This window comes from Janthinobacterium sp. SUN137 (assembly GCF_030587265.1).
Classification (GTDB): domain Bacteria; phylum Pseudomonadota; class Gammaproteobacteria; order Burkholderiales; family Burkholderiaceae_D; genus Janthinobacterium; species Janthinobacterium kumbetense.
The window spans coordinates 151,364-174,136 of record NZ_JAPWHZ010000003.1; the positions used below are offsets into that span (position 1 = coordinate 151,364).

General features: G+C 63.6%; 19 protein-coding genes. 9 read left to right on the forward strand and 10 right to left on the reverse strand.

The features are described from left to right. Positions 1–32 precede the first annotated feature (32 nt). Together O3298_RS15600 and O3298_RS15605 are read right to left on the reverse strand one after the other, a co-directional pair. Positions 33–1,673 (reverse strand): methyl-accepting chemotaxis protein, encoded by a 1,641-nt coding sequence (locus tag O3298_RS15600; RefSeq protein WP_289913841.1) that lies wholly within the window; start codon positions 1,671–1,673, stop codon positions 33–35. A 309-nt stretch (positions 1,674–1,982) separates the two neighbouring features. Beyond that, positions 1,983–2,474: a chemotaxis protein CheW gene (locus O3298_RS15605; protein WP_035818113.1), complete on the reverse strand. Its 492-nt coding sequence runs from the start codon at positions 2,472–2,474 to the stop codon at positions 1,983–1,985. Between the two features lie 319 nt (positions 2,475–2,793). On the opposite strand from O3298_RS15605, the gene O3298_RS15610 reads away from it, so the two are divergent. From O3298_RS15610 to O3298_RS15625, 4 genes are all read left to right on the forward strand, one after another. After that, positions 2,794–3,444: an HD domain-containing protein gene (locus O3298_RS15610; RefSeq protein ID WP_289913843.1), complete on the forward strand. Its 651-nt coding sequence runs from the start codon at positions 2,794–2,796 to the stop codon at positions 3,442–3,444. A gap of 156 nt (positions 3,445–3,600) precedes the next feature. Further along, positions 3,601–4,884, forward strand: coding sequence for a TCR/Tet family MFS transporter (locus O3298_RS15615; RefSeq protein WP_099664352.1), 1,284 nt, complete (start codon positions 3,601–3,603; stop codon positions 4,882–4,884). 100 nt (positions 4,885–4,984) lie between these two features. Beyond that, positions 4,985–5,806, forward strand: a complete 822-nt coding sequence (locus O3298_RS15620) for an ABC transporter substrate-binding protein (RefSeq protein WP_305059943.1) — start codon at positions 4,985–4,987, stop codon at positions 5,804–5,806. A gap of 7 nt (positions 5,807–5,813) precedes the next feature. Next, positions 5,814–6,671 carry a DMT family transporter gene (locus tag O3298_RS15625; RefSeq protein ID WP_305059944.1) on the forward strand — a complete coding sequence of 286 codons (858 nt, stop codon included), beginning with the start codon at positions 5,814–5,816 and terminating at the stop codon, positions 6,669–6,671. Here the strand turns inward: O3298_RS15625 and O3298_RS15630 are convergent. Next, positions 6,668–8,611, reverse strand: coding sequence for a CocE/NonD family hydrolase (locus O3298_RS15630; RefSeq protein ID WP_305059945.1), 1,944 nt, complete (start codon positions 8,609–8,611; stop codon positions 6,668–6,670). The two genes, O3298_RS15625 and O3298_RS15630, sit on opposite strands and share 4 nt — an antisense overlap. A 317-nt stretch (positions 8,612–8,928) precedes the next feature. On the opposite strand from O3298_RS15630, the gene trpS reads away from it, so the two are divergent. The 4 genes from trpS (at position 8,929) to O3298_RS15650 (ending at position 13,744) form a co-directional block, all read left to right on the forward strand. Further along, the gene (gene trpS / locus O3298_RS15635) at positions 8,929–10,008 is read left to right on the forward strand and encodes a tryptophan--tRNA ligase (RefSeq protein WP_289913851.1); all 1,080 of its coding nucleotides are present in this window, start codon (positions 8,929–8,931) and stop codon (positions 10,006–10,008) included. A 129-nt stretch (positions 10,009–10,137) separates the two neighbouring features. Then, positions 10,138–11,727, forward strand: coding sequence for a pyridoxal-dependent decarboxylase (locus tag O3298_RS15640; RefSeq protein ID WP_305059947.1), 1,590 nt, complete (start codon positions 10,138–10,140; stop codon positions 11,725–11,727). 35 nt (positions 11,728–11,762) lie between these two features. Next, entirely contained in the window at positions 11,763–13,016 is a 1,254-nt protein-coding gene (locus O3298_RS15645; RefSeq protein ID WP_305059948.1) for a voltage-gated chloride channel family protein, read from the forward strand. Continuing rightward, complete coding sequence (locus O3298_RS15650) at positions 13,013–13,744, forward strand: bifunctional 2-polyprenyl-6-hydroxyphenol methylase/3-demethylubiquinol 3-O-methyltransferase UbiG (protein ID WP_305059949.1); 732 nt, start codon at positions 13,013–13,015, stop codon at positions 13,742–13,744. Before O3298_RS15645 ends, O3298_RS15650 begins: the two co-directional genes overlap by 4 nt. Positions 13,745–13,751: 7 nt before the next feature. Here O3298_RS15650 and O3298_RS15655 read toward each other — a convergent pair whose 3' ends face one another. After that, positions 13,752–14,309 (reverse strand): XRE family transcriptional regulator, encoded by a 558-nt coding sequence (locus tag O3298_RS15655; RefSeq protein ID WP_251349148.1) that lies wholly within the window; start codon positions 14,307–14,309, stop codon positions 13,752–13,754. Positions 14,310–14,360: 51 nt separating this feature from the next. Between O3298_RS15655 and O3298_RS15660 the strand changes: the two genes are divergently transcribed. Continuing rightward, on the forward strand, positions 14,361–15,266 hold the full coding sequence (locus O3298_RS15660) for a DMT family transporter (RefSeq protein WP_305059950.1): 906 nt from the start codon (positions 14,361–14,363) through the stop codon (positions 15,264–15,266). Positions 15,267–15,269: 3 nt separating this feature from the next. Here the strand turns inward: O3298_RS15660 and O3298_RS15665 are convergent, their stop codons facing one another. The 6 genes from O3298_RS15665 to O3298_RS15690 all read right to left on the reverse strand — a co-directional run bounded on the left by O3298_RS15665 (position 15,270) and on the right by O3298_RS15690 (position 22,494). Then, positions 15,270–16,217, reverse strand: a complete 948-nt coding sequence (locus O3298_RS15665; protein ID WP_305059951.1) for a cupin-like domain-containing protein — start codon at positions 16,215–16,217, stop codon at positions 15,270–15,272. A gap of 52 nt (positions 16,218–16,269) precedes the next feature. After that, positions 16,270–17,256 (reverse strand): chemotaxis protein CheB, encoded by a 987-nt coding sequence (locus O3298_RS15670; RefSeq protein WP_289905363.1) that lies wholly within the window; start codon positions 17,254–17,256, stop codon positions 16,270–16,272. Between the two features lie 126 nt (positions 17,257–17,382). Beyond that, the gene (locus O3298_RS15675; RefSeq protein WP_046684938.1) at positions 17,383–18,126 is read right to left on the reverse strand and encodes a DNA-binding protein; all 744 of its coding nucleotides are present in this window, start codon (positions 18,124–18,126) and stop codon (positions 17,383–17,385) included. A 142-nt stretch (positions 18,127–18,268) separates the two neighbouring features. Beyond that, entirely contained in the window at positions 18,269–18,886 is a 618-nt protein-coding gene (locus O3298_RS15680) for an LON peptidase substrate-binding domain-containing protein (RefSeq protein WP_305059953.1), read from the reverse strand. A 67-nt stretch (positions 18,887–18,953) separates the two neighbouring features. After that, the gene (locus O3298_RS15685; RefSeq protein ID WP_099668119.1) at positions 18,954–20,192 is read right to left on the reverse strand and encodes a DEAD/DEAH box helicase; all 1,239 of its coding nucleotides are present in this window, start codon (positions 20,190–20,192) and stop codon (positions 18,954–18,956) included. A gap of 118 nt (positions 20,193–20,310) precedes the next feature. Beyond that, positions 20,311–22,494: a TonB-dependent siderophore receptor gene (locus O3298_RS15690; protein WP_305059954.1), complete on the reverse strand. Its 2,184-nt coding sequence runs from the start codon at positions 22,492–22,494 to the stop codon at positions 20,311–20,313. Between the last annotated feature and the right edge of the window lie 279 nt (positions 22,495–22,773).

The following is a 22,773-nucleotide window of genomic DNA, read 5'->3' on the forward strand; positions in this document are numbered from 1 at the left end:
GGTTGCGGCTGCCTGGGGCAGCCGCGGCGGTATCAGCGCGTGCCGATGCGCAAAGTGGTTTGCTGCGCTGCCGGGCGTTTCTGCGCGTGTTGCACACCCTTCACGCCGCCGGCGCCGGCCTGCTGGCCATTGAGTTTAAAGACACTGACGACTTGCGCCAGGTTGTGCGCCTGGTGCTGCATCGATTCGGCGGCGGCCGCCGACTCTTCCACCAGGGCCGCATTTTGTTGCGTCACGGCATCCATCTGGCCGATGGCGCGGTTGATCTCGTCGATACCCACGCTTTGCTCGCTGCTGGCCGCCGTGATTTCCGTGATGATGTCGCTCACGCGCTGCACGCTGTCGACGATGTCGTTCATGGTCGAACCGGCTTGCGCCACCAGCATGCTGCCCGCGTTGACTTGCTCCACGGAAGCGCCGATCAGGGTCTTGATCTCTTTCGCCGCCGACGCGGAACGCTGCGCCAGGTTGCGTACTTCGGATGCCACGACGGCAAAACCGCGGCCCTGTTCGCCTGCGCGCGCCGCTTCCACGGCCGCGTTCAGGGCCAAAATGTTCGTCTGGAAAGCGATACCGTCAATCACGCTGATGATGTCGACGATCTTGTTCGACGAAGCATTGATCGATTCCATCGTGCCCACCACCTGCGCCACCACTGCCCCGCCCTTGACGGCCACTTGCGCAGCCGACGCCGCCAACTGGTTCGCCTGGCGCGCATTGTCCGCATTCTGTTTCACGGTGCTTGTCAGCTCTTCCATCGACGACGCCGTTTCTTCCAGGGAACCGGCCTGCTCTTCCGTGCGGGAAGACAGGTCCTGGTTACCGGCGGCAATTTGCGTCGACGACGTCGCGATGCTGTCCGTGCCGCTGCGCACTTCGCCCACGATATTGAGCAAGCTCGTGTTCATGTCCTTCAGGGCCAGCAAAAGTTGCCCAGTTTCATCTTTGGCGCTGGCGTCGATCTGCGCCGTCAAGTCGCCATCGGCCACCTTGCGGGCGATGTCCACGGCCGTGCGCAGGGGGCGCACGATGCCCATCGTCAAGACCCAGGCGCACACGACGCCGAAAGCCAGCGCCAGCGCGGCCAGCACCAGCATCAGGTTGCGGCTGGTATTGGCAACGGCGTCGATCTCGCGCGCGGTGGCGTCGATCGTGGCGCGCTGGTGTTCCAGCAAGTCCGACACCATTTTCTGGTATTTGGCGGCAGCCGGCACGAACGTCTTTTCAAACACGTCGTTGGCGGCATCGACCTGCGCTTCGCCCTTCAGCTTGTAGACCTGGTCGCGCGAACCGATGTACACCTTGCGCTGTTCCAGCAAGCCCGCGAACATGGCTTTTTCCTCCGGCTTGTCGATCAGCGCCTCGATTTTCTTTTGCAGCTCGGCCGAGCTGGACGACGAGACTTTCGATTCTTCGGCGAAATAGCCGCTCAGCGAGGTATCGCTGCTGCGGGCAATGGCGATGGTGCGGCGCACGGCGCTGTCGATGCGGCCATACCAGTCGGAAATATAGCGTTCCTTCGCCAGCGGCTGCTCCATCATGACGCGCGTGGCGCTGGCCACATCGTGCAAGCGCCAGACGCTGATGCCCGTAATGAGCATGGAAAACAGCAAAATCACGGCAAAACCGAGTCCCAGGCGGACACCGATGCTGACGTTGCGTAATAAATTCATGTGACTATCCTAAAGAGCCCTGATGCCATGGCTGGCAGTTTCGCGCTGCTGCGGGCTGGCTGCCATGGCGAAACGGGCGTAAAAAGTGAAACTCAAGTGAAACTGGCGCACGGTTCGGCTGAACCGTGCGCCAGGAAATGCGCTAGCGTGCGCCTTGCAGAAAAAGCAAACAATGCTTGGGGTCAATTGTTTCTAAAAAACCCTATCGCACTAGGGTGTCAGGAAATGTTCAGGGCAAGGCGCGTTGCCGAAGACAGTACGAATGTACGGCGAGGCAATGCAACGCCGTCCTGGACTTTTCCTGGCGGCCTAGGCTGCCAATTTTTCGATCAAGCCCATGTCGGCGCTGGACATCAACTGGTCGATATCGACCAGGATCAGCATGCGCTCGTCGATGGTGCCCAGGCCGATCACGTATTCCGTGTTGATCGAACGGCCCATGTCCGGCGCCGGCTTGATCTGTTCCGGCATCAGGGTGGTGACGTCGGAAACGCGGTCGACGACCATGCCGACGACGCGGTTGCCGATATTGAGGATGATGACGACGGTGAACTGGTCATAACTGGGCGTGCCCAGGTTGAACTTGATGCGCATGTCGACGATGGGCACGATGATGCCGCGCAGGTTGACCACGCCTTTGACGAACTCGGGCGCGTTGGCGATGCGGGTCGGCGTTTCATAGCTGCGGATTTCGCTGACTTTCTGGATGTCGATGCCATATTCTTCCTGGCCCAGGGTAAAGGCCAGGTATTCGGCAGCCTTGGCAACGGTTGCGCCAGTGTCGCTGGAAATGGTGTTCATGATATTCCTTTCGTTAACTCGCCTGGGGCGCAGGCCAAGGCACGCTGCAAGCAAGCCTTGGACGTGGCAGAGTCACCCAACAGGGGATGGCCGCCACTTGTGTGTTTTTGCAAATATTTTCTAGCAATTAGCTTATGCCTCTAATTTCCGTGCGGCAATGTTACCCCATGTAAATTTTACATGCACTAAAAAAGAGCGACCGTCTGATTTTTGATTTTCAAAGATGCAATTTATGTGGCGATTACAGCACGCCGGCCACCACCACGCGCGGCGACGTTTTATGCCACACTGGCGGCCCCTGCTTTTTACGACTGTGAACATGCATTCTTTGCTTTCCCAATGGCAACCACGCCTGCTGGCGCTGGCCACGGCCGGCCTGGGTGATGACGGCGCCCACGACCTCAACCACCTGCACCGCGTCTGGCGCAATGCCAGTGTCCTGCTGCAAGAGCATGCGGACGCGGACGCCCTCACCGTGATGGCCGCCTGCTACCTGCACGACCTGGTCAACCTGCCCAAGAACCACCCCGAGCGCCACCTGGCCTCGCGCCAGGCGGCAACGCTGGCTTGCCGCCAGCTGGCGGAACTGGATTTCCCATCAGAAAGATTGGCTGGCGTGGCCCACGCCATCGAGACGCACAGTTTTTCCGCCGACTTGCCGCCGCACACGCTCGAAGCGCAAATCGTGCAGGATGCCGACCGCATCGATGCGCTGGGCGCCGTGGGACTGGCGCGGTTGTTCTATACGGCGGCGCGCATGGATAGCGCGCTGGCGCATGGCACGGACCCGCTGGCGCAGCAGCGTCCGCTCGACGACAAGGCTTACGCACTCGACCATATCGTCACCAAGCTCGACAAGCTGCCCGGCAAGATGCAGACGGCGGCGGGCCGCGCGCTGGCCGAACAGCGGCTGGCCGTGCTGACGGATTTCCGCGCCGCCTTCGCCGACGAATGGGGAATTGCCATCTAGCATGGGTGGCGATAGCCAGCATGGCCCACGCTGTCTATAATGCAAGGCTCAGCTATCGCGCCGCGCGCCAGCAGGAAGCTGCCACGCGCCGGCGCCACGCCAACAACTGAACTCCGCACGCCGCACGGCGGCGCGGGGTGCGCGCCGAAAGCATGCATGTCCGATAAAACCAGCCCCGACAGCCATTCACCGTCATCGCCCGCCGCGCCCGCGCGCGCCGGCAACCTCAATTTCATCCTCGTCTGCGTCTTCATCGACATGCTGGGCATCGGCCTGGTGGTGCCCGTGCTGCCCATCCTGATCGGCGACTTTGTCAACGGCAAGGATGAGCAAGCATTCTGGTACGGCATCATGGCGGCCGTCTTCGGCTTGCTGCAATTCATCTTCATGCCCATGCTGGGCGCCATCAGCGACCGCGTGGGACGCCGCCCCGTACTGCTGTATTCGATGGCCGGCATGGGCATCAACTTTCTCGCCACGGGCTGGGCGCCGAACCTGGCCTGCCTGTTCATCGGCCGCATCATCGGCGGCGTCTCGTCGGCCAGCATGTCGGTCGCGTCCGCCTATGCGTCCGACGTCTCCACGCACGACAACCGCGCCAAGAGCTTCGGCAAGATCGGCGCCGCCTTCGGCCTGGGCTTCATTTGCGGCCCCATGCTGGGCGGCCTGCTGGGCGAGATCAACCTGCACCTGCCGTTTTACGTGGCGGCGGGCCTGTCGGCGGCCAATTTCATCTACGGCTATTTCTGCGTGCCCGAATCGCTGCAGCCTGGTCCGCGCGCACCCTTCACCCTGGCGCGCATCAACCCGTTTGCCGCCCTGCTCAAGCTGGTGCGCCGCGTGGAGATCCGCGGCCTGGTGCTGGCCTTCGGCCTGATGACGTTTGCACAAATGATGCTCAACACCACCTGGGTGCTGTACACGCACTTCCGCTTCGACTGGACGCCGCGCCAGAACGGCATCGCCCTGTTCTGCGTGGGCCTGTGCGCGGCCGTCGTGCAGGCGGGCTTGCTGGGCATCCTCATCAAGCGTTTCGGCGAAGTGCGCCTGTCCCTGCTGGGCATGGCCTCGGGCGCCCTCACCTATCTGCTGTACGGCCTGGCGACGCAGGGCTGGATGATGTATGCGTTGATCCTGTGCAACCTGCTGGCCTTTGCCGCCGGACCGGCGCTGCAAGGCATCATCTCGAAATCGTCCAACGCCAGCGAACAGGGAGAACTGATGGGCTCCTTGCAATCGATCAGCAGCCTGGGCATCATCTTCATGCCTTTGCTCGGCAGCATGATCCTCGGCGAAGTGAGCCACTTGCCGCCGCAAGACTGGCGCATCGGCAGCACCTTCTACCTGTGCGCCATCATGCAAACCCTGGGCATCCTGGTGGCCTGGCGCTACTTCAAGGCGCAACGCCAGGCAAGACTTATGGTTTCCACCACAAAGTAGTCGGCGGGATAATATTGTATTTGGGAAATAAATAGGCGAGAATGGGATAATCAAGCGGGCGTTGCCGACGCCGGCGATACGATGGTGAGCAAGGATGGGTATGACTGACTTTTATTCCAGCGCCTGGCGCCGAACCGTGGCCATGCTGGCGCTGGCGCTGCCATCGCTGGCGGGCGCGCAATGCTCGCGCGACATCCAGGTGCCCGTCTCGGCCATCGGCGCCAGCGTGGTGGTGAATGGCGCCGCCATCAGCGGCATCTATCCCGACTTGCTGCGCGGCATGGGCGCCAAGCTCGGCTGCAATTTCATCTTCACGGCCGTGCCCCGCGCGCGCCTGGAAGCGATGTTCGAGGCGGGCAAGGCCGACTTGCTGATCCCGGCCAGCAGCACCTTGCGGCGCGACCAGCATGGCCTGTTCATCCCCATGCTGGGCAGCCGGCCCCTGCTGATCTCGCTCCAGGGCGCGCGACCGCCCATCAACACCATGCAGGAATTGATCGAGCGGCGCGAATTGCGCGTGGCGCTCGTGCGCGGCTACGACTATGGCGCACCGTACCAGGCGCTGGCCAAGGAATTGAGCAGCCAGGGCCGCCTGTTCTACGAAGTCGACGCCCTGTCCGTGGCGCGCCTGATGCAAAGCGGCTTCATCGATGCCACCATCATGGCGCCCACCATCCTCGCCGGCGTGGCGCAAAACGATGCGCGCGTGTATGGCCTGGCCGACCGCCTGCGCCTGGAAGCGTTGCCGGAATTGCCCTGGGGCATGAGCGGCGTCTACCTGTCGCGCAAGTCGCTGACGGCGGAAGACCAGGCGACCCTGCGCGAACTGCTCGACAGGGCGGGCCGCTCCGGCGCCGTGATGGACGGCTTCCAGCGCCATCACCGCCAGGAACTGTTGTCGCTGAGCATACGCCCCCGCTAAGGCCTGCATGTCCGGTCTGGTCGTCGCCGTCGTCCTGTTTGCCGCCCTGCTGCACGCCAGCTGGAACGCCATCGTCAAGTCGGGCAAGGATACCTTCCTCAGCACGGTGCTCGTTTCCGTGGGCGCGGCCCTGATTTCGCTGGCCGTCTTGCCCTTCGTCAACACTCCCGCGCCCGCCAGCTGGCCCTACCTCGCCGCCTCGGCCGTGGCACAGCTGGCATATTACTCGCTGCTGGCGGCTGCCTACAGGGCGGCCGACATGAGCCATGCCTACCCCTTGATGCGCGGCAGCGCGCCATTGCTCGTGGCGCTGGCCAGCTGGCCGCTGATCGGCGAACGCCTGTCTCCCATGCAGATGGGCGCCGTCGCCTGCATCTGCGCGGGCATCCTCGGCCTGTACGTGGCCGCGCGTACGGGCGCCATCGGCAGGATGCCGAAAAACACGGGCCGCGCCACCGCCTTTGCGCTCGGCAACGCCTGCGTCATCGCCAGCTATACTTTGATCGATGGCATCGGCGTGCGCCTGTCCGGCGCGCCGGCCGCCTACACCATGTGGATTTTTGTCTTGAACGGCGCAGGACTGCTGCTGTGGACGGCGTTGCGCCGTCCCGCCGACTTGCTTGCGTATGCGCAAACGCAATGGCGCCTGGCCGCCGTTGGCGGCTTCGGCACCCTCGCCTCGTACGGCCTGGCCCTGTGGGCCATGACGCAGGCGCCCGTGGCCGCCATCGCGGCCCTGCGCGAAACGTCGATCCTGTTCGCCATCGCCATCGCGGCCCTGTTCCTGCGCGAAAAAATCAGCTCCCGCCGCTACCTGGCCATCGGCCTGATCGCGGCGGGCGCCATCCTCATGCGAATCGCTTAGCGGGCGTCGAGCGGCGCAATCGGCAACTCGATCGCGCTGGCCGCCCCTGCCGCGTGGTACACGCGCTGCGTCGCCTTTCTATAATGGCCCGGGTCGGCCAGGAAGATGTTCGGCACGTAGTTTTGCGGGTTGCGGTCGTACAGGGGGAACCAGCTCGACTGCACTTGCACGGCGATGCGGTGGCCGGGCAGGAAGACGTGATTGGCGTTCGGCAAGGCGAAGCGGTAGCGTTCCACTTTACCTGCCGGTATCGGCGTCGGGTGCTCGAAGCTGTCGCGGTAGCGGCCGCGGAAGATATCCATCGCCACGCCCAGCTGGTAGCCGCCCATGGCCGGCTGCGACGGCACTTCGTCCGGATACACATCGATCAGTTTTACCACCCAATCGGCATCCGTGCCGCTGGTGGCGGCAAACAGGTTCACCATCGGCGCGCCGGCGATGCGCACGGCCGTCTTCAACGGTTCGGACATATAGCTGAGCACGTCCGTGCGGTCGGCATAGCCGCGCTGGTCGCTGACCAGCCATGGCTTCCACACGTCCGGGTCCGTGAGGCGCACGGGACGGGGCACGAAAGGCACGGGCTTGGCGGGATCGGCCACGTACTCATCGAAGGCGCCTTCAGCCGCATCCGCAGCGCCCGACGGCGCCGCAAAGCCCAGCCTGGAACCGTCCTGCAGGTAGATCGGCGTCAGCTTGGTGTCGCACGTCTCGCAGGCCAGCGGCCACTGCTGCAGGCGCTGCCACTGGTTGGTGCCGGTCTGGTACGACACCACGGGCGCCGTGTTCGCTTCCGGCGCGCCATCCTTCAGGTATTGATTGAGGAACGGCTGCATGACTTTTTCGCGGAACTGGCGCGCCGTATCGCCGTCAAACTTCAGGGCACCTAGGCTGGAGCCGTCATAGTTGACGCCGCTATGGCGCCACGGGCCGATGGCCAGGTAATTGAGGTTGTTGCGCTTGTCGCGCCCCTCCATCGCCGTGTAGGTGGCGTAAGGGCCATAGATGTCTTCCTGGTCCCACTGCCCCACCACGTGCATGGTAGGCACGATCAGCGGGCGCTTGGCGAGGATCTTGTCGAGCGCCTGTTCCTGCCAATAACTGTCATAGGCCGGGTGCTCGAACAGCTTTTTCGTGTAGGTCAGCTTGTCGATGCCGAACTTCTTCGCGTAATCGCCGGCCGAGCCGATGCGCAGATAGGCATCGTATTCGTCATACACGCCCAGCGCCGGCGCCTCGCTACTGCCGCGCGCGCTCGTCTGCCACGCCAGGTAGGACAGGCTCGGCATGCGGAAGGCGCCGTTGTGGAACCAGTCGTCGCCGCGCCAGCCATCGACCATGGCGCTCATGGGAATGGCCACCTTCAGCGCCGGATGCGGGTCGACCAGGGCCATCAGCACCGTATGACCCTCGTACGAGGAACCTAGCATGCCCACCTTGCCATTCGTTTCCGGCACGTTTTTGACGAGCCAGTCGATGGTGTCCCACGCATCGGTCACGTTATCGACCTTGGTATGGTTCAGCGGCCCGCGCACGGGGCGCGTCATGACGTAATCGCCTTCCGAGCCATGCTTGCCGCGCACGTCCTGGAATACGCGGATGTAGCCGTTTTCCACCAGGGTATCGTCGCCCTGCGGCAGGGCGGCCAGCATGCTGGGGCTGGCAGCGCGCTGGGCGCGGCGGGCCGCATTGTACGGCGTGCGCGTGAGCATGATCGGCGCCCGTTTGGCGTCTTTCGGCACGACGATCACCGTGTACAGCTTGACGCCGTCGCGCATGGGGATCATCACCACGCGCTTGACGTAGTCATTCACATCGGGCATGACCAGCTTGGCGCCGATATCGGGCGTCATGGGCGGCGTTTGCGCCATCGCGGGTGCTGCAAACAAGGAACTGATAACCAAAGCCAGGCCGGTGAGCCGGACGGGGGACGACATGCGCATACTGTTCTCCAATGATTCATGCCACGCAAAAGTGGCCGAACGGCAATAGTACCCGGAAAGCAAGTTTTACATAAGGCAAGCCTCTGACGCAGCGCAGCAGATAAATCCGGGCGCAAACTTGACAGAACGCGCCCGAACTGCAACCATAACGCCATGAAATTTATCCCTTCACAACACGCCTGCTTGAATTGGTGGTCCCGCTCACTTTCGCGCGGCCACTGCATAGTGATGTGAATTTGATCCACGCCGCCTCGATCGGTGGCGTAACAGGCTCAGCCTGGATCATCCCCGATGCAGGCGGCTCAAAAGGAAACTTGATGAGCTTGCCTAATACGCCCGATACCCCCGACAGCCAGGACCAGAACGACGCCGCGCCGCTGTCCGCCGCCGCCATCGCTTCGCAATCCGTGATCCTGACGGGCGACCGCCCCACTGGCCCCTTGCACCTGGGCCACTACGTGGGCAGCCTGCGCGACCGCGTGCGCTACCAAAACAGCTACAAGCAATTCATCATGCTGGCCGACGCGCAGGCGCTGACGGACAATATGGACGACATCGACAAGGTGCACCGCAATGTCGTCGAAGTGGCGCTCGATTACCTGGCCGTCGGCATCGATCCGACGAAAACCACCGTGTTCATCCAGTCGCAGATTCCGGAACTGGCCGAACTGACCTTTTACTACCTGAACATCGTCACCGTGGCGCGCCTCGAGCGCAACCCCACCGTCAAGGAAGAAATCCGCCTGCGCGGCTTCGAGCGCGACATTCCGGCCGGCTTCTTGACCTACCCTGCCAGCCAGGCGGCCGACATCACGGCCTTCAAGGCGGGCGTGGTGCCCGTGGGCGAAGACCAGATTCCGATGATCGAGCAAACGAATGAAATCGTGCGCCGCTTCAACCGCATGTACAACCGCGAAGTATTGATGGAATGCAAGGCGCTGGTGCCGGACATCGGCCGCCTGCCCGGCATCGACGGCAAGGCCAAGATGAGCAAATCGCTGGGCAACACCATCAACCTGGGCGCGACCCCGGCCGAAATCACGGCCGCCGTGAAAAAAGTCTATACCGACCCGCTGCACCTGCGCGTGGAAGATCCGGGCCACCTGGAAGGCAACATCGCCTTTACGTACCTGGATGCGTTTGACCCGGAAAAAGCGGCGCTGGCCGAAATGAAAGCCCATTACGTGCGCGGCGGCCTGGGCGACAGCATCGTCAAGAAGCGCCTGGACCTGGTCTTGCAGGAAATGCTGGCGCCGATCCGCGCCCGCCGCGAAGAGTTCGCCAAGGACAAGGGACAAGTCATCCAGATGCTGAAAGAAGGCACCTTCAAGGCACGCGAAGTGGCGGCCCGCACAGCTGATGAAGTCAAGTCGGCGCTGGGCTTGAACTATTTCTGATCAGCAGCAATAGCAAACTGACATAGCAAACTGATGCGCTCAGGCGGAGTCGGGTAAAATCCCGCTTCCGCCTGGGCGCAATTCGTTTGTCACCGTGGCACCAGCAATCCGTAGAGAAAACAACGCGCCATGACCGATACCCCTGTCGAACAGCTGCTGCAGCAGCATTTTTCCATCGATGCATTGCAGCAGGCGCCCGCGCCCCTGCGGCAGGCGCTGGGCATGCTGGGCGGCTGGCTGGCCGCCGAGCGCGACACGGCCTATCCGCACACGCCGTATGCGGAGCTGCTGACGCAGCTGTCCGACACCAGCCTGCCCGCGCACGGCATGCCCGTGGCGGATTTCCTGCAAGAACTCGACACCACCGTGCTGGCCAATACGGCCCAGCTGAACCACCCGCAATACATCGGCCACATGACCCAGGCCTTGCCGTGGATCAGCGTGCTGGCCGAAGCGTTTACGGCCACCCTGAACCAGAACCAGGTCAAGATCGAGACGGCGTATGTGTCGACCCTGATCGAAAAGCAGATCCTCGGCTGGCTGCACCGCCAGGTGTACCAGCAGCCCGAACATGTCTACACGCAAGCCATGGCCGCCACCAGCGGCGCGCTGGGCAATGTCGTCAATGGCGGCACCATGGGCAATTTGACGGCCCTGGCCGTGGCGCTGGAACGGCAGCTGCCCGGCACGCGCAAGCGTGGCCTGTTTGCCGCCATGCAAGAATCCGGCTATGCGGGGCTGGCCGTGATCGGCTCGGCCCGCAGCCACTATTCCGTGAAGAAGGCGCTGGCGACCCTGGGCCTCGGTGAAAACGCCTTGCACCTGGTGGCCGTCGACCGCGACAACCGCATCGACGTCCAGGCGCTGGAAGCGACAATTGCCGACTTGAAATTGCGCAATATCAAGGTCGTCGCCATGATCGGCATCGCCGGCACGACGGAAACGGGCGCCATCGACCCGCTGGCCGCCATGGCAGCCATTGCCGCGCGGGAAAGCATCTGGTTCCATGTGGATGCGGCCTGGGGCGGCGCGCTGCTGATCGCGGAACAGTACCGCGGGCTGTACGACGGCATCGCGCTGGCCGACTCCGTCGTCATCGACGGGCATAAATTGCTGTGGGTGCCGATGGCGCAAAGCATGGTGCTGTTCAAGGATAGCGCCAGCCTGAACTTGCTGAAGCACAACGCCAACTACATCTTGCGCGACAACTCGGGCGACCTGGGCCAGACTTCGCTGGAAGGCTCGCGCCGCTTCGACGCCTTGAAACTGTGGACCTCGTTCAAGGTGCTGGGTGTGTCCGGCTACACGACCTTGCTGCAGCAGGCGGCCACCTTGTCCGGCCAGTTGCAGGATTTATTGGCCGACCAGCAGGATTTCGAACTCGTCACGCGCTCCGACACCTTCATCCTGACCTACCGCTACGTACCCGCGCACTTGCGCCAGCGCATGGACAGCTTGCTGGCCGGTGGCCAGGTGGACGCGGCGACCGAACTGAACAAGCAGCTGAACACCTTGAACGCCAAGCTGCAAAACCGGCAAAAGGCGCAAGGCCACAGCTTTGTGTCGCGCACGGTACTCGAGTCGACGCGCTACCCCGGCCCGACCAATGTGCTGCGCGTGGTCATGACGAATGTCAAGACGCGCCCCCACCACTTGCGCGCCATCCTGGCCGAACAGCGGGCCATCGGCCAGGCGCTGACGGCGGAACTGGGATTGTAAGAACGTTCCACCCATCAACCTTGACTGGATGCCCGATGCACCGCCTCAGCGCCCTCACCGATCTGTTAAAGCATCTGTTGAAATGGCTGCTGCTGGCGAGCGTCGTGGCCGTGCTGGCAGGGTCGGCCTCGGCCGCTTTCCTGTTCGCCCTGGACTGGGCCACGCGCACGCGCCTGGCGCACGCCTGGCTGATCTGGCTGCTGCCCGTGGCGGGCTTTGCCGTCGGCTGGCTGTATTTGCGCTACGGCAGCAGCGTCGAAGGCGGCGCGAATCTGCTCATCGATGAAATCCACGACCCGAAAAAAATCATCCCCTTGCGCATGGCGCCGCTGGTGCTGGGCGGCACCGTCGTCTCGCATTTGTTCGGCGCCTCCGTCGGACGCGAAGGCACGGCCGTGCAGATGGGCGGCGCGCTGGCCGACCAGCTGACCCGCATGTTTCGTTTGAACAATGAAGACCGCCGCATCATCCTGATGGCCGGCATCAGCGCCGGCTTTGCCTCCGTCTTCGGCACGCCGCTGGCGGGCGCCCTCTTCGGTCTGGAAGTGCTGGCCATCGGCCGCCTGCGCTACGAAGCCATGCTACCCTGCCTGGCTGCCGCCGTCATCGCCGACCAGGTGGTCCTGCTGTGGGGTCCGCTTTTGCACATTGCTCACACGCATTACGCCGTACCTTTGACCCCCGCCATTTCCGCCTGGACCTTGTCCGCGATGGTCATCGCGGGCGTGCTGTTCGGCGTGACCGGCAAAGTGTTTGCGCAAGCCACGCACGGCTTGAGTGCCTTGATGAAACGCAAGATTGCCTACGCTCCGCTGCGCCCGCTGATAGGCGGCCTCGTCGTCGCGCTCGCCGTGTGGCTGCTGGGCACGGATCGCTACATCGGCCTGGGCATTCCCACCATCGTCGATGCGCTCAAGGAAGCGCTGCCCGCCTGGGATTTCCTCGGCAAGATGGCGTTTACCATCGTCTCGCTGGGCACGGGTTTCAAGGGCGGCGAAGTGACGCCATTGTTCTTCATCGGCGCGACCCTGGGCAATGCGCTGGGGCCGCTGCTGCACCAACCCGTCACCCTGCTGGCCGCCATCGGCTTCGTCGCCGTGTTTGCGGGCGCCGCCAACACGCCCATCGCCTCGACCCTGATGGCGATGGAACTGTTCGGCGCGGAGATCGGCATATACGCGGCCATCGCCTGCGTGGTGGCCTACCTGTTTTCCGGCCACGCGGGCATTTACCGGGCGCAGCGGGGCGGCCACGCCAAGCGCACGACCCGCGAGGAAGTCGACCCATGACACAGAACATCTACGACAACGACGCCTTCTTCACGGCCTACAGCCAGTTGCCGCGCTCCGTCGGCGGACTCGACAGCGCCCCCGAATGGCCAGCCCTGCGCGCCATGCTGCCGGAGATGCAAGGAAAGAGCGTGCTGGACCTGGGTTGCGGCTATGGCTGGTTTTGCCGCTGGGCTGCCGAGGCCGGCGCGGCGCGGGTGCTGGGCGTGGACGTGTCGGAAAAGATGCTGGCGCAGGCAGCCGGCATGGGAGACCATGCGGCCGTCAGCTATGCCCGGCTTGACCTGGAACAACTGGCCTTGCCGCAGGCCAGCTACGACCTGGTCTACAGTTCGCTGGCCTTCCACTACATCGAACGGTTCGCTACGCTGCTGGCCGCCATCCGCCAGGGTTTACAAGCGGGCGGCAAGCTGGTGTTTTCCATCGAGCATCCGATCTTCATGGCGCCGCGCCAACCCGGCTGGCTGACGGATGCGCAAGGCCGCAAGCGCTGGCCCGTCGACAGTTACCAGGAACAAGGCCCGCGCGTGTCCGACTGGCTGGCACCCGGTGTGATCAAGCAGCACCGCACGCTGGGCACGACCATCAATGCGCTGCTGCAAGCGGGTTTCCAGCTGGAACACGTGGAAGAATGGGGTCCCAGCGATGAGCAGGTCGCCCTGCAGCCGGCCCTGGCGGAAGAGCGCGAACGGCCCATGCTGCTCCTCATCGGCTGCGGCCTGGCGTAGTCTCCCCTCAGCTGGCCACGTTGCGCGTAAAGCGCAAGGTGGATGAGCCAGCGTTGACATAGCTGTACGCTTGCGCGCTGCTGAACACGAAGAAATCGCCCGTGCCCAGCGTTTTCGTCCCGGCCGCCAGCTCCAGCTGCAGCTCGCCTTCCAGCACGTACAGCATTTCACTGAAGCCGGCCGGATCAGGATCGGCATCGTAGCGCTCGCCCGGCGCCAGTATCCACGACCATAGCTCCACCTGGCGGCTGGCGGGGGCCGCCCCCAGCAGCACGGCCTGGCTGGCTTGCGATGCGCTTTGCCACATCAGCACGCGCAAGCTGTCGTGCGGCTGCCGCGGCGGCTGGACCAGGTCGACGAAGGCCACGTTCAAGGCGGCGGCCACGTGGTCGAGGTTGGCCAAACTGATGTTGGTGCCGCCCGCCTCGACGCCGTTGACCATGCGCCGGCTCAGGCCCGACTTGCGCGCCAGCTCGTCCTGGCTGAGGCCGGCGGCCAGGCGCAAGCGCCGCAGATTTTTGGCCAGGTGTTCCAGCACGCCACCGGCCTCGGCTTGACTGCGCAATATATTGCTCCTATGATGATGGGAAATATTTTGCTCACAGCATAGCTCCCCATGAAAACACACGCAAGTCCCCCGCCCGCCCTCGGCCTGCCCGAACTGGCCCTGATCGCCATCACCTTCATCTGGGGCGGCACTTTTCTAGTGGTGCAACATGCCGTGACGGTCAGCGGTCCGCTGGCCTTTGTCGCCGCCCGCTTTGCCGTGGCCGCCAGCATCGGCGCCCTGATCTGCCGCGGCCAGCTGCGCCAGTTGACGAAGGCGGAATTGCTGACGGGCATGGCCATCGGCGTGAGCATCTTTGGTGGCTACGCGCTGCAAACCTATGGCTTGATGTATATCACGAGCAGCAAGTCGGCCTTCATCACGGCCTTCTATGTGCCCATCGTGCCGCTGGTGCAATGGCTGGTCTTCAAGCAGCGGCCCCACCCTGCCGTATGGGCGGCCGTCGTGCTGGCGTTCATCGGCTTGCTGCTGCTGACCGGCACGGATGGCTTGAGCATGGGTTTTGGCAAGGGCGAGCTGATCACGGCCGTAGGCGCCATCGCGATTGCCTTGGAAATCATCCTCATCAGCCGCGTCTCGCCGCAGTTGAACATCCTGCGTGTGACCATCGTGCAACTGGCCACGGCGTCCCTGATCGCCCTGCTGCTGATGCCCGTCATGGGTGAAGCGCCGCCCGTCCTCAGCAAGACCTTCATCTTCAGCGTGCTGGCACTGGGCTGCGCCAGCGCGCTGATCCAGTATGTGATGAACTGGGCGCAAAAGCGCATTTCCGCCACCAAGGCCACCTTGATCTATGCGGGCGAACCGGTCTGGGCCGGCGTGATCGGACGCATCGCGGGCGAGCGCCTGCCGGCCCTGGCCATCGTGGGCGCGATTCTGATCATTTGTGCGGGCATCCTCAGCGAGTGGCGGCCGAAGCGGGGCCGCGGCGCGGCCAAGGCCGTGCAGCCATAAGCTTCAATCCCCGCCCCGCCGCAGCGCCGCATCGCCATGCAAGGCCAGCGGCACGGCCCTGGCCCAGCGGTTCGAGGACAGGGAAAACGTCAGCGCCCGCACCTGGTGGTACCAGCCGGCGGGCACATACAGCATGTCGCCCGGCTCGACGAGGCATTCGATCATGGCAGCCTGGCGCGCGAGGGGAAAACGCTCGAAATCGGGTACTTCCGGGTCGAAGGGCGAGCCGAACAGGATGGCGTTCGCTTCGCTCGGATACAGGAAGGCGTCGTGGTGCGGCGGCGATAACATGATGCGCTTGCGGCCCCACACTTGCGCGAAGATATTGTCGTCGTAATCGCAATGCAGGGGAGTGACCGTGCCGGCCGGCCCCACCCAGAAGCGCGGCGGGCCCATCTTGTCGAAATACGTGGGCCAGTGGCACAAACGGTTCAGTTCGCGCAATTCCAGGTTGCCCAGGTAAGGCGGCAACGCGTGCCTGCCCTCTGCCACCAGGTCCAGGTATTGCCCCATCGACATATCCTGCATGGCGCGGTCGGTCGCAAAAGCCGTGTTGATGTAATCGCCCACCCGCGCCCGCACGGGCACGTGGCTGAACTGCTCGCGCAAGACGTCGGGGTCCAGCGCAGACAGGGGCCAGCGCTGCACCAGCCCCCGCATCAGGAAAGGCAGGCCCAGCGCGGCCCGCGCGCGGAAGGCGGCGGCGTCCAGCATGGCCAGGCGCGGCACCTCGGTGATGCTGGGCAAGTCGCGCGCCGCCTGCTTGATGGCCTCGCGCATGGCGTCGATCGAGGTGACGCCGCGCACCTGTGCATCCTTGGCTTCGCGCGCTTGCTTATGCGCAAGGGCTGTCGCGGCAGAACTGAATTCTGCTGGCGGCCTGGGCGGCAGCGCGCGCGTCGATATGGGGGCTGCCGCAAGCGGGAGCGGCTCTTTTTTTTCTGCAGACATAAATCTTCTTTGCGATCAGGGGCCGCGCGGCATGGCGCGACAGTGCGCTATTTTAAGCCAGCAAGGTCCGTTTCAGCACATCGGCCTGCTCGCCCGCCTGGCGCGCCTTGGCGGCATATTCGCTGGCCGTGCCCGGATGCAGCCAGGCCTGGGCCTTGGCGGCCAGGTTCAGGTAGAGCCTTTCTTTTTCCTGCAACGCCCTGACGGCGGCCCAGATGGCGTCTTCCGCCTTGTCATGCTGCAACTCGCCGAGCATTTGTGCCGTGAAACTGTGGCCCGTATGGCAGCGAAAACGCTGCGGCTGCTGGCCATGCAGCTCCCACAGGGTGCCCTGGCATTCGGGACAGGTGAAAGTCGATGGCGTGGCAATTTTTTCCAGTTGGTCCATATTTCCCACTCCCCGGGCAAAACGGTTTTCCACGGCAATCCATGGGGGCGCGGGCGGCAAGGGCTGCGCGGCGCGGGCCGGCGTGCCGCTGGCCAGCGCCAGCAGGGCCGGACCGATCTCGGCGGCCGGCAGGCGCCAGTCCACCCCCGCATGCTCGATCGCGCTTTGCGGCATCGACGGCGCCACCGCGTCCTGCGGCTCCTGCACCAGCGCCTTGCCGCCGCAGGCCTTGATGGCTTGCAAGCCTGCCGTGCCATCGTCGAGGTAGCCGCTGAGAATCACGCCCACCACCTTCGGCCCGAAAGCGGCGGCGGCACTGCGGAACAGCGGGTCGATGGCGGGACGCGTATGGTTTTCCTTGGGGCCCCGGCTCAGCCCGACCGTCGCCTGGCCGGCCAGGTTGGCAACGAGCATGTGCCGGTCCGGCGGCGCCAGCAGGATGCGCCCCGCGCGCACGGGTTCGCGCTCTTCGGCAAAGCGCACGGGCAAGGCGGAGGTTTTAGCGAGAATCTCGGGCAGGACGCTGCTGCGCCGCCCCACATGCGCGACCACCAGCACGGGCGCCGGCATATTGGCAGGCAAGGCGGCAAAGATGGCGGACAGCGCTTCCACGCCGCCCACCGAGGCGCCCATGACGATCAGCGTTTCCATGCCGGCCCCTTTCGCGCACAGGTCCAGCGGTTATTCTGCGGCGCCTTGCATCGCGATTCCGTGCGCCGCCTAACACAGGGCCACATGACGCCATGTCACCCTGGGACGCATCGGGGCCAGGCGCCCTCAGACGGGCGTCTTGAAAATCGGATCGACGATGAATTGCTGGGCCTTGATGCGCAAGGTGCGCTCTTCATCGAGCTCGGCGCGCGTTTCGCCCAGCTCTTCGCGTTCCGCTTCCAGTTCCAGGCGCGCGGCCGCCAGTTCCGTTTCCACGCGCGTCAGGCTTTCCAGCTTCAGCTGGGCCTGGATCAGTTCGGCGCGTGCCGCTTCGGCAGCCTCTTCCAGGCGCGGGATGCCTTCGAGCTTGAATTGCGCCTTGGCCAAGTCCATGCGCGCCTGCTCGGCCGCCTCTTCCAGGCGCGGCAAGCCTTCCAGGCGCAACTGCGCCTTGGCCAGGTCCGTGCGGGCCTGGTTCGCCACTTGCCGCTCCCGTTCCAGCTCCTCGCGCAAGGTTTCCAGCTCGCCAGCCTGCAAGTCGAGCAACTCTTGCTGGCGCTCGTTCTCACTGGCCAGGTCCATCAATTCCTGTTGATTGTCGTTCATCTCGGCTTCATGCGCGCTGTGGCTGGCGCTTAATTCCTGTCCTACATAATCGAGGATGGCTTGCTGCAGCACGGGCGACAGTTCGGCGGCGGCAGCGATCTGGCGCTGCGCACCCGCCTTGCGGCGCTGCAAGAGCTTGCTGATGGTGCCCAGGCAGGCGCCGTTGCCCAGCCGTTCGCGCAAGGCGCGCACCGTGATGGCCTGGCCTTCGCCCGCCATCGCTTCCATTGCCGCATTGATCTGTTCCGCGCTTACTTTTGCCATGTCGTTTACTCTTGAATATTGCTCAGGGCAATCTTGCCCAGGGGCATTATCTTATGCCAGCGGCGGCAAAGCGTAAAGTATTTCTCAATAGAAATTGCAATTGCACAACGGAAGCATGTGCAAACATGCGGCTTCGGCTGATTTATTCTTCCAGCAAGCCATTTTCCGTCAGCATATCCTGCACCAGTTCCAGGCGCAGCACGGGATTGTCCTGGCTGAGCAAAAGCTGCTTCTGCATGGCGTTCAGCGACAGCAGCTCGCACCAACGGTTCGCCACCCAGCCGCACTCGTCGAGCCGGTATGGCGGCTGCAGGGGCATTTGGTCAGGCGGGATCTTTTGCTCCTGCAAGGTGCGGATCAGGGCGCCGAGCGCGTCAGCCACGTTCTGCTGCTCTTGCGGGATGGGAATGGTTTTGTCGGCTGCCAAAATTTCGATCCGCGCCACCCACAAGCCGTGCTTCAGCTGCTCGCTGGACACGATGTGAAAGCGCTGCATGCCCATGCATTTGATTTGCAGCAAACCCGACAGGGGCGCGGCCCAGTCGACGATGCGCGCCAGGGTGCCCACGGGCGCCAGGGTTTCCTGCTGGCCCGGCTTGCGCACTTCCGCGCCGTCCAGCAGCTGCACCACGCCGAACGGCTGCTCGCCCATGATGCACTGACGTATCATGTCCAGGTAGCGTACCTCGAAGATCTGCAGGGGCAGATAGCCATCGGGATACAGCACCGTATTGAGCGGGAACAAAGGTATCGAGGTCATAGGCGCATGATGGCACGAATGGCATATCCGTGCTGCGCGCCTTGCCCTGCCCGGCCAACTTCGCCGCTTACTTGTAGAAGCGGCGTTTTTTCGCCCGCTCCGCCGCCTTCGGCGCCAGCACCTTCACGGCTTTCTTCTGTATCGTGCCGCCGGCGGACGTGCCCGGCACGCGGTGTTCCGCCTCGAAACCGGCTTCCTCGTTGCGTTTCAGGGTTTGCCGGGTCAGCGCTTCCACGGCCGACAGCAATTCCACCTCGTCGGCGCAAACGAGCGAGACCGCTTCGCCCGAGGCGCCCGCGCGGCCCGTGCGGCCGATGCGGTGAATATAATCTTCCGCCACGGTGGGCAAGTCGAAATTGACGACGACGGGCAATTGATCGATATCGAGGCCGCGGGCGGCCACGTCGGTGGCTACCAGTACTTGCACCTCGGCAGATTTGAAGCGGGCCAGCGCGCGCAGGCGGTTCGGCTGCGTCTTGTCGCCGTGAATCGAATCGGCGCGCACGCCCTGCTCCAGCAAGGTGTTCACCAGCAGCTCGACACCCTTGCGCGTCTTGACGAAGACCAATACCTGGCCCCAGCGCTTTTTCTTCAGCAAGTGCAAAAACAGTTCCGGCTTGCGTTTCTTGTCGCACACGATCACCGACTGTTTCACGGCCTTGACCGTGCTGTTGCGCGCGCTGACCTCCACCGAGACGGGATCCTTCAGCATGGTTTTCGCCATGGCGCGGATGGCGTCCGAGAAGGTGGCCGAGAACAGCAGCGTCTGGCGCTGCTTGGGCATGGTCATCAGCAATATATCGAGTTCGCGCTCGAAGCCCAGGTCCAGCATGCGGTCCGCCTCGTCCAGCACCAGGGTTTGCACCTGCTCGAACTTGACGGCGCCCTGCGTCTGCAGGTCGAGCAAACGGCCCGGCGTGGCCACCAGCACGTCGAGGCCCTTGCGCAACTTGCTGATCTGCGGCTCGATGGGCACGCCGCCATACGCGACAAAGCTGCGCAGCGGCAAGTTGCCGCCATAGCTGCGGAAGCTCGCATACACTTGCTCGGCCAGTTCGCGCGTGGGCACCAGCACCAGTACGCGCACGCACTGGGGCGCCACCACGCCTTCCAGGGTCAGGCGCTGCAGCAGCGGCACGGCAAAGCCGGCCGTCTTGCCCGTGCCCGTCTGGGCGGCGGCCATCAGGTCGCGCCCGGCAAGCACGGCAGGAATCGCTTGCGCCTGCACGGGCGTGGGCTTGGCATAGCCGAGCTCGTCAAGTTTGCGGACCAGGGGATCGATCAGGCCGAGGGAGGAAAACGTCATGGGAAAAGCAATCTTGGCAAAGGAAAAGGTGGCGTGCACGGACGGGCCGTGCGCGCAATTGCCGAGATTATAGGCCAGCGGGGATGCCGGCCGGGGTTTCACGACTAAAACATCGCCATCAGAACTTCATTTCCATGGTCGCGCGCGCCTGCGGCGAACTCGGCGAAATGTTATTGCGCACGATCGTGCCGCTGGCGTCCGCATACGTGGTGGTGCTTTCAAAATCCTGCGCCAGCAAATTCGACACGGCCAGGCGCAACTGGTTCTTCGCATCGAATTTCCACAGCGCATAAATGTCGAGATCGCGCCGCGGCGACGTGTAGGCGCTCTGACGCTCCGTGATGCGCACGGGGCCGCCATTGCGGAAATTGAAACTGCCGCCCGTGGTGAGCATGCCATCGGGCGTCTTGTAGTCGAGGCCAACGTTGCCGCTGACGGGGGTTTGCTGGTCGAGCCGGTTGTCCGGTCCCGGCACGTGCTCCACCTGCGACCAGTTGCGGCTGACGCTGGCGCGCAAGTCGATGGCCGGCACGGGCGCGGCCAGCACGGCGCGCAGCGGGAACTTCGCTTCCAGTTCCAGTGTCTGCGTATTCGCGCGGCCGTCGTTGACGGGCGTCGATACCCAGCGCTCATTGATATATAACAAACCCTGGCGCGTGTAGCCATCGATGCGGCGGGCCGAGGCGCGCGCGCTGAGCAAGGCACCTTCGGCCCAGTAATGTTCGTAGGAAGCGTCGATGCCCAGCGCCAGTTCCGGCTTCAGGTTCGGATTGCCTTCGCGGTCAGGCTCGGTCTGGCTATTGTTCGTCGACATCATACGGCGCGGAATCAGGCTGGAGGTGGCCGGCGCCTTGTAGGTGCGCGTCAAGGCCAGGCGCACCTGGTCACCCTTGGTATCAGGCAATTTCCACAAGGTTTGCAGCAGCGGGCTCCAGACGCTGCTGCGCTGCTGTACCTCGTCATACGTATTGCCGATACTGCGCGTATCGATGCCTTCCCAGCGCACGCCCGCATACATGGACCAGCGCGGCGTGATTTCCCACTCGTCCTGCGCATACAGCGCCAGGCGCTTGATGTCGGCATTGAAGTCTTCATCGACGTTGAATGGAGGGCGCCCGCCCGGCAAGGCCAGCTCACGCTGCCAGCGCTCTTCGTCCCGCTTACCGTAGCTGCCATCCCAGCCCATCGACAAGGCATGGCCCGGGATGAGCGGCGAAGAATACTTGCCGGTGGACGACACGCTCTTTTCCGACGCATCCACGCGCGCGCTACGGTCCAGCGCCAGTCCCACGCCATCGATATGGCCGAGCGGATGGTTATCGGAGGAATTATTGCTCAGGCCTACGCGCAGTCCCAGCTCCAGCCTGGCGCCGCCATCGAGCTTGCGCACCCAGGTCAGATCCGTACGGCCAAAGACATAATGGTTGCCGCCGTCGCTGTCATTCGTATCGTAGTCCGGCCGCAAGCCCATGAGCGTGTCGGTACGGCTGTGCGTACGGCTTTCGTTGCGTCCCACATTCAGGAAAAATTGCGCCGTCAGATTGTCGCCGCCGGCAAAAGCCCAGTTCAGGCGCGGCGACATATTGATGCCTTCCGAACGGCCATCGCCCGTGCCTTTGCTGCTGCGCAGCAGATTTTGCTGGCCTTCCGGCGCATAGCCCAGGTCCCGTGCCGGGTTTTCATAGTGATAATCGTAGCGATAAAAGGAGGCCGCCAGCGAATAGGAAAAAATGCCATCCTTGTCCGACAATTGCAGGTTGCCGTTGCTGGAAAACGCATCGCGCCCGCCCCCCACGCCCAGCTTGACGTCGCGCTGCGCCGTCTTGACGGCCTTTTTCAGCACCACGTTGATGGTGCCGGCGATCGACTGCGTGCTGTATTCGGCGCTGGCCGCATGCAAGATCTCGATGCGTTCGATCACGTCGGGCGACAGGGTGTCGAGCGAAAAACCGGCCGGCGCCCGCTCGCCATTGAGCAATATCTGCGTATAGCCGCTGCCCAGGCCCCGCATGCGGATTTCGCCGCCCGAGCGTCCGGCCGCGCCGGACACGGTAATGCCGGGCAGGCGCTTGAGCACGTCGGTGACATTCGTGTCGCCATACTTGAGGATTTCCTCGCTGCCCACGATCATCTTGCTGGCCGTATCGTCGCGGCGCGGATCGTAGCCGCTGCCCTTCACTTCGACGGTCTGCATGGCGGGAGCGGCGGATTTTTCGGCCTTCTCGGCCTTCAGCGGCGCAGCGGCGGCATCCGCGGCTGGCGTTTCGGATTGCTGGGCCTGGGCATTCCAGGCAAGTAACACGGAGGAACAAAGGACGGTAAGGCGAAGGCAACGGCGTGGCATCATGACCTGGCTAAAAAAGTTGGCTGAATAAAAATGGCTAAAAGCTAAAAAACAGGCCGCTGTATTGTGCTGTAATTTTTTCCGCGTGGCACAGTTTCCTGAAAATATTTCCTATGGCAAATTAAATTCGGTAACCGGCTGCGCTACGCCCCCTTGCATACGGTACATATCATTGCGCGCCACATCGCCGCTATAATGCGTTTTCATCATTGTTCCCATCACCCCGTCAAAGGCTTC

Excerpts from the sequence above, each read along its gene's own strand:
- O3298_RS15600 (WP_289913841.1), bottom strand. The coding sequence starts at position 1,673 with ATGAATTTATTACGCAACGTCAGCATCGGTGTCCGCCTGGGACTCGGT.
- O3298_RS15605 (WP_035818113.1), bottom strand. The coding sequence starts at position 2,474 with ATGAACACCATTTCCAGCGACACTGGCGCAACCGTTGCCAAGGCTGCC.
- O3298_RS15610 (WP_289913843.1), top strand. The coding sequence starts at position 2,794 with ATGCATTCTTTGCTTTCCCAATGGCAACCACGCCTGCTGGCGCTGGCC.
- O3298_RS15615 (WP_099664352.1), top strand. The coding sequence starts at position 3,601 with ATGTCCGATAAAACCAGCCCCGACAGCCATTCACCGTCATCGCCCGCC.
- O3298_RS15620 (WP_305059943.1), top strand. The coding sequence starts at position 4,985 with ATGACTGACTTTTATTCCAGCGCCTGGCGCCGAACCGTGGCCATGCTG.
- O3298_RS15625 (WP_305059944.1), top strand. The coding sequence starts at position 5,814 with ATGTCCGGTCTGGTCGTCGCCGTCGTCCTGTTTGCCGCCCTGCTGCAC.
- O3298_RS15630 (WP_305059945.1), bottom strand. The coding sequence starts at position 8,611 with ATGCGCATGTCGTCCCCCGTCCGGCTCACCGGCCTGGCTTTGGTTATC.
- trpS (WP_289913851.1), top strand. The coding sequence starts at position 8,929 with ATGAGCTTGCCTAATACGCCCGATACCCCCGACAGCCAGGACCAGAAC.
- O3298_RS15640 (WP_305059947.1), top strand. The coding sequence starts at position 10,138 with ATGACCGATACCCCTGTCGAACAGCTGCTGCAGCAGCATTTTTCCATC.
- O3298_RS15645 (WP_305059948.1), top strand. The coding sequence starts at position 11,763 with ATGCACCGCCTCAGCGCCCTCACCGATCTGTTAAAGCATCTGTTGAAA.
- O3298_RS15650 (WP_305059949.1), top strand. The coding sequence starts at position 13,013 with ATGACACAGAACATCTACGACAACGACGCCTTCTTCACGGCCTACAGC.
- O3298_RS15660 (WP_305059950.1), top strand. The coding sequence starts at position 14,361 with ATGAAAACACACGCAAGTCCCCCGCCCGCCCTCGGCCTGCCCGAACTG.
- O3298_RS15665 (WP_305059951.1), bottom strand. The coding sequence starts at position 16,217 with ATGTCTGCAGAAAAAAAAGAGCCGCTCCCGCTTGCGGCAGCCCCCATA.
- O3298_RS15670 (WP_289905363.1), bottom strand. The coding sequence starts at position 17,256 with ATGGAAACGCTGATCGTCATGGGCGCCTCGGTGGGCGGCGTGGAAGCG.
- O3298_RS15675 (WP_046684938.1), bottom strand. The coding sequence starts at position 18,126 with ATGGCAAAAGTAAGCGCGGAACAGATCAATGCGGCAATGGAAGCGATG.
- O3298_RS15680 (WP_305059953.1), bottom strand. The coding sequence starts at position 18,886 with ATGACCTCGATACCTTTGTTCCCGCTCAATACGGTGCTGTATCCCGAT.
- O3298_RS15685 (WP_099668119.1), bottom strand. The coding sequence starts at position 20,192 with ATGACGTTTTCCTCCCTCGGCCTGATCGATCCCCTGGTCCGCAAACTT.